This window comes from Flavimaricola marinus (assembly GCF_900184895.1).
In the GTDB taxonomy this organism is placed as follows: Bacteria; Pseudomonadota; Alphaproteobacteria; order Rhodobacterales; family Rhodobacteraceae; genus Flavimaricola; species Flavimaricola marinus.
In genome coordinates this window covers 1-3977 of record NZ_FXZK01000038.1, presented here as the reverse complement: position 1 = coordinate 3977, position 3977 = coordinate 1, and the positions used below count along the sequence as shown (strand labels likewise).

Below are 3977 nucleotides of genomic sequence, written 5' to 3'. Positions count from 1 at the left end.
CAACGGTCAAGCTGAGGGCCAAATCAATCGCCTGAAGACCCTCAAACGCGCAATGTACGGTCGCGCCGGACCAGAACTCCTCAGAGCCCGAATGCTTCCGCTGCGCCACACAGATTGAGGCAGAACCCTTAAATCTGAGACATAGCGCTTTGAGCGTCGAGTTTTGTCCTTAATTGTGAGATTCGGCTGTCTTTGGGCCTGTGCTTCTGGCGCGCTGTTGCGCAATATGATCAACTGCGGCAAGCAGACGTGGCTCTCTCTCGAAGGCGCGCAACAGAGCAATTCTTACATAGCCGTCGGCACCGGCGCTGGATATGGCCGCTTTTATCAGCGGACGAGACTGGGCCGCAGCGATCGCCGCAAGGCAGAACAGCCGCACTTCCGGTCTGGGGCTCTGAAGAGCAAATAACGGATCCCCGCGGACGGACTTGAGCGACATGCCAAAGGTAACCGCGCGCATCGCACGTCGAAGTAGGTTGGGGCGGTTTGACGTCGCTGCGTGCTCAAGCAGCCCTGCCCCGCAGCGCGCACGGTCTATCAGTTTTTCAGGCAACTTTTCGTCACCGGGCTTTGCGAGGCTCCGAACAAGTAGGGTCCCGCAAAATTGGCAATCAAATGCCCAGGATCGCCGCCAATGCCTGAGCGAGAGGCCGCGTCGGGAACACTCGGGGCAAGACTGGAAAGGAACTTGCGCTGTAAGCATCATCTCCATTTTCGTCATTGCCCTAAATGTCATTGACTGCACGGTATCGGGATCGACACGCGCAGCGATAGATATCTTTTCCGCATCGGCCGCCTCAACGTCGAAGTCCAGGGCGGCGCCATGTCGCGTATCGATCTCGATATGGGCCAGCAGCTCCGCGTCATTCCAGTAGTTGGCCGCAGCCAGCCGAGACAACCAACCTGACAACAACTCGTCTGGCAACGGCGCGACAGTCTTTGGCAGCGGGTGCGGCTTCACACCCCGGACTTCTCGAGGCGCCGATGGGCGGTCGCGTGGCGCGACCAAACCGGCGTCCATTTTGCGATCGCGTCATCAGTGATGCATTCCTCACCTGTGACAATGGCGTCGATGGAAAGATCCTTGATCAGAGCGAAGATGCGCGAGGTCACCCCACCGGTCAGCGCAAGTATCTGCTTGAGTGACTTGACCTTCAGATTGGATTTCTTCTCGAGGGGCATTGCCGCGATGAGTGTCTGGATCATGTCCGAGAACTCGGCATCGTCGCGCCAGTTTGGCAGGTGATGTTCGTCCAGCCGCCTCGCAAGCTGGATATCACCACGGATGGCATCGACGGCCTCGCTGACCCCGAGGCAGACCAGCGACACCTCGAGTTCATTGCTGAGATACCGCAGAACATTGAGAAAGCGGCGCTGTTCGCGGTGGGTCCCGGCCAAAAGATTGTGGACCTCGTCTATCATGATCATCCGCAGTCCAAGGTCGCGCAAAAGCGCGATGACACGGGCTTCGAGGGAAGCCACGTTTTGCGCGCGGGCGCTCAGTGCCGTCGCCGGGGCGCCGACGGCGGCCAGGATGTGCAGGTAGAACCGCCGTTTGTCGGGTGCGGGCGGCGCTTGCAACAGCAGCAGCGGTGTGCGGGTGATGCCTGACGCCGGATCGTATTCTGGTGCGTATTTGCGCGACAGGTTTCGGGCGATCATCGTCTTGCCGATCCCGGAGGCACCATGCACAAGAAGCCCAGGCATACGGGTTTGCCGTGGCGCTTCGATCAGACCCTGCAAGCGGTCCAACACCTGTTCGGCCCGCGGAAAGCCGATCCAGATATCCGATTGAATGAGGGCGATCCGACCGTCTTCCTCAGTTGTCCTTGCCCTCAATTCACCATCTCTCCACCTTGAACAATGGGCGCGATGTATCACCCGTGTCGATCGGGCGCAGCCCTTCGGTTTTCGAGACAGCCGAGTTGGCGCCCTCTAATGTCCCTTTTCTTTCACGCGACCGGCGTTCCGCCTTGGTTAGTCCCCGGCTTTCAGCTTCAATCTGGCGTTGCTGTCGGATCAGCTCAGCCAGCACCAGCTCATTGGACCCGGACTTGCCAAGGGCACGGGCCTTCTTCATGGCCTCGCGATATTCCCAGAGCGATACGGGGGGAATTTCCAGATTTCTATACCGCGCCTCAATATATCGGCCATCATCCAGTTCGACCCAAATCATTGAGATATCGCGAGGGTCGTAACGAACGATCATCTTTCCGTCCCCGCGCCCAATGTGGCCTGCAAGGGCATCGGACCAGTACCGTATCTGGAACAGATGGATACCGTCACGCCTGACCTTGCGCAGTTCGCTCGGCAGGAAGCTCACCCGAAAGGCTTCCATCTCGAAGGGGATGTCTCCCATCATCTCCGCTGAGAGCGCCTCCCATTTAGCGACGGGCGTACAGCCAAGACTTGAATGAATGCTGTTGTTGTAGCGGCAGATTTCCAGAGCAAACCAGCGATCAAAGTCGCTTAAGGTCATCGTGGCCATGCCCTCGGCGTCATAGTCGCCCTTGGCCACGACCGAGGATTGCGTTGTTCCCGGCAACAGGTGCACGGCCTTCATCATCGTGCCGATCAATCGTTCGATGTGCCCTCCGAAATGAGGACTGCCCGGCGGCCGATAGACCAGATCGATCCCCCATTCCGCACATGCTGATCGAAAGGCCCGCGATCGGAAGTCGCGGCCATTGTCGACGTGGATGCTGTGCGGTTTGCCCTGTGCGGGCCAAGGAATATTGCACGCCAATTCCGCCAAAAGTTCCGCCTTGGGGGCCACCGCCTGTGTCAGGCAAAGCGCCACTGACAGACGCGAAGGTGCCTCGAGTGAGGTGTAATATCCGGCCACCATCCGCGTTGCGATGTCGATCGCTAAGGTGACCCAAGGCCGGCCAATTGGTTGGCGTTCAAAGCTGTCGACAAGAATGATGTCGGCAGGTGTATGGTCGATTTGCACGATCTCCAGTGGCTGACTGGCCTTGTTCTCGCCTGTTACCGGCGCAAATTTCTGGCGGGCCGCCTTTGCCCCTTCTCGTGCCTTTGCAATTTCAAGGGCGTCCATTGCATCCAGCCTGCGCTGAACCGTCCGCCGCGTCGGCGGCTGTAACCCCTGTTGCCAGCAGGCACTACGGATCTCCGTCACGACGCGCGACAGGCTCGGACGTTCCCGCCGTAAGAAATAACGGCGAAGATGTTCTTCGATCACCGCTTCTACCTTGCCCGATATCAAGGTCGTACCGGTCGGGCGGCCCCGTTTCCGAGAAGCCAGCGCGCTGGTGCGCCCACCCTCTTCGGCCAGACGCTTTATCCAGCGCCAGACCGTCGCCCTGCTGACACCAAGCTCCCAAACGGCGTCATTGATGCCACTTTCCAGACTGCCAGTGCCTTTGAGATATGCCTGAACAAGCGGACGCAGAACGGCCGCCCTGCGCGCCTCCTCAGCACCAGCGGCAACGGAGTCTTCGCGATCATCATCCATCAATATTTGCCACAGGGAGCTGCGAACCCTGTCTCAAGTTTAAGGGCAAAAATATCGGAATTAAAGACAAAATCTCATATTTAAGGGCAAAGGTTGGCCGTTGATTTCGTTGGATTTCTCATCTCACAATTAAGGGTTCTGCCTCAATCTGTGTGGCGCAGTGGCAGCATTCGGGCTCTGAGGAGTTCTGGTCCGGCGCGACCGTACATGGCGCGCTTGAGGGTCTTCAGGCGATTGACTTGGCCCTCAGCCTGACCGTTGCTCCACGGAAGTTCGATGGCATTGCGCACGGCCTCGATGTCGCGGTGCAGCGTGCGGGCAAAGCGCATGATTGGTGGGATGCCAGTCTCAATGGCCAGGTCGATCCATGCGTCCAGCGGGGCGGACTGGTCGCCGCGCAAAATGCCCTGAAACCGCATGGCAAGGCTCCGCATCGTGGCAAAGCTTGGCGATCCGGCCTTCAATGCATCTACCTTTTGGGCCTGGTCTGCGGTCAATTTGC

At 58.8% G+C, this 3977-nt stretch carries 4 protein-coding genes; all 4 read right to left on the bottom strand.

Features of this window, described 5'->3' with window-relative positions; translation table 11 throughout:
* Nucleotides 1–169: 169 nt before the first annotated feature.
* On the bottom strand, nucleotides 170–925 hold the full coding sequence (locus LOM8899_RS22865) for a TniQ family protein (protein ID WP_245820739.1): 756 nt from the start codon (nucleotides 923–925) through the stop codon (nucleotides 170–172).
* A 32-nt stretch (nucleotides 926–957) separates the two neighbouring features.
* Nucleotides 958–1839 (bottom strand): TniB family NTP-binding protein, encoded by an 882-nt coding sequence (locus LOM8899_RS22860; RefSeq protein ID WP_093994511.1) that lies wholly within the window; start codon nucleotides 1837–1839, stop codon nucleotides 958–960.
* A 1-nt stretch (nucleotide 1840) separates the two neighbouring features.
* Entirely contained in the window at nucleotides 1841–3475 is a 1635-nt protein-coding gene (locus tag LOM8899_RS22855) for a TnsB C-terminal domain-containing protein (RefSeq protein ID WP_093994510.1), read from the bottom strand.
* A 143-nt stretch (nucleotides 3476–3618) separates the two neighbouring features.
* The coding region (locus LOM8899_RS22850) for a transposase (protein WP_133065109.1) at nucleotides 3619–3977 on the bottom strand (359 nt) is incomplete at its 5' end.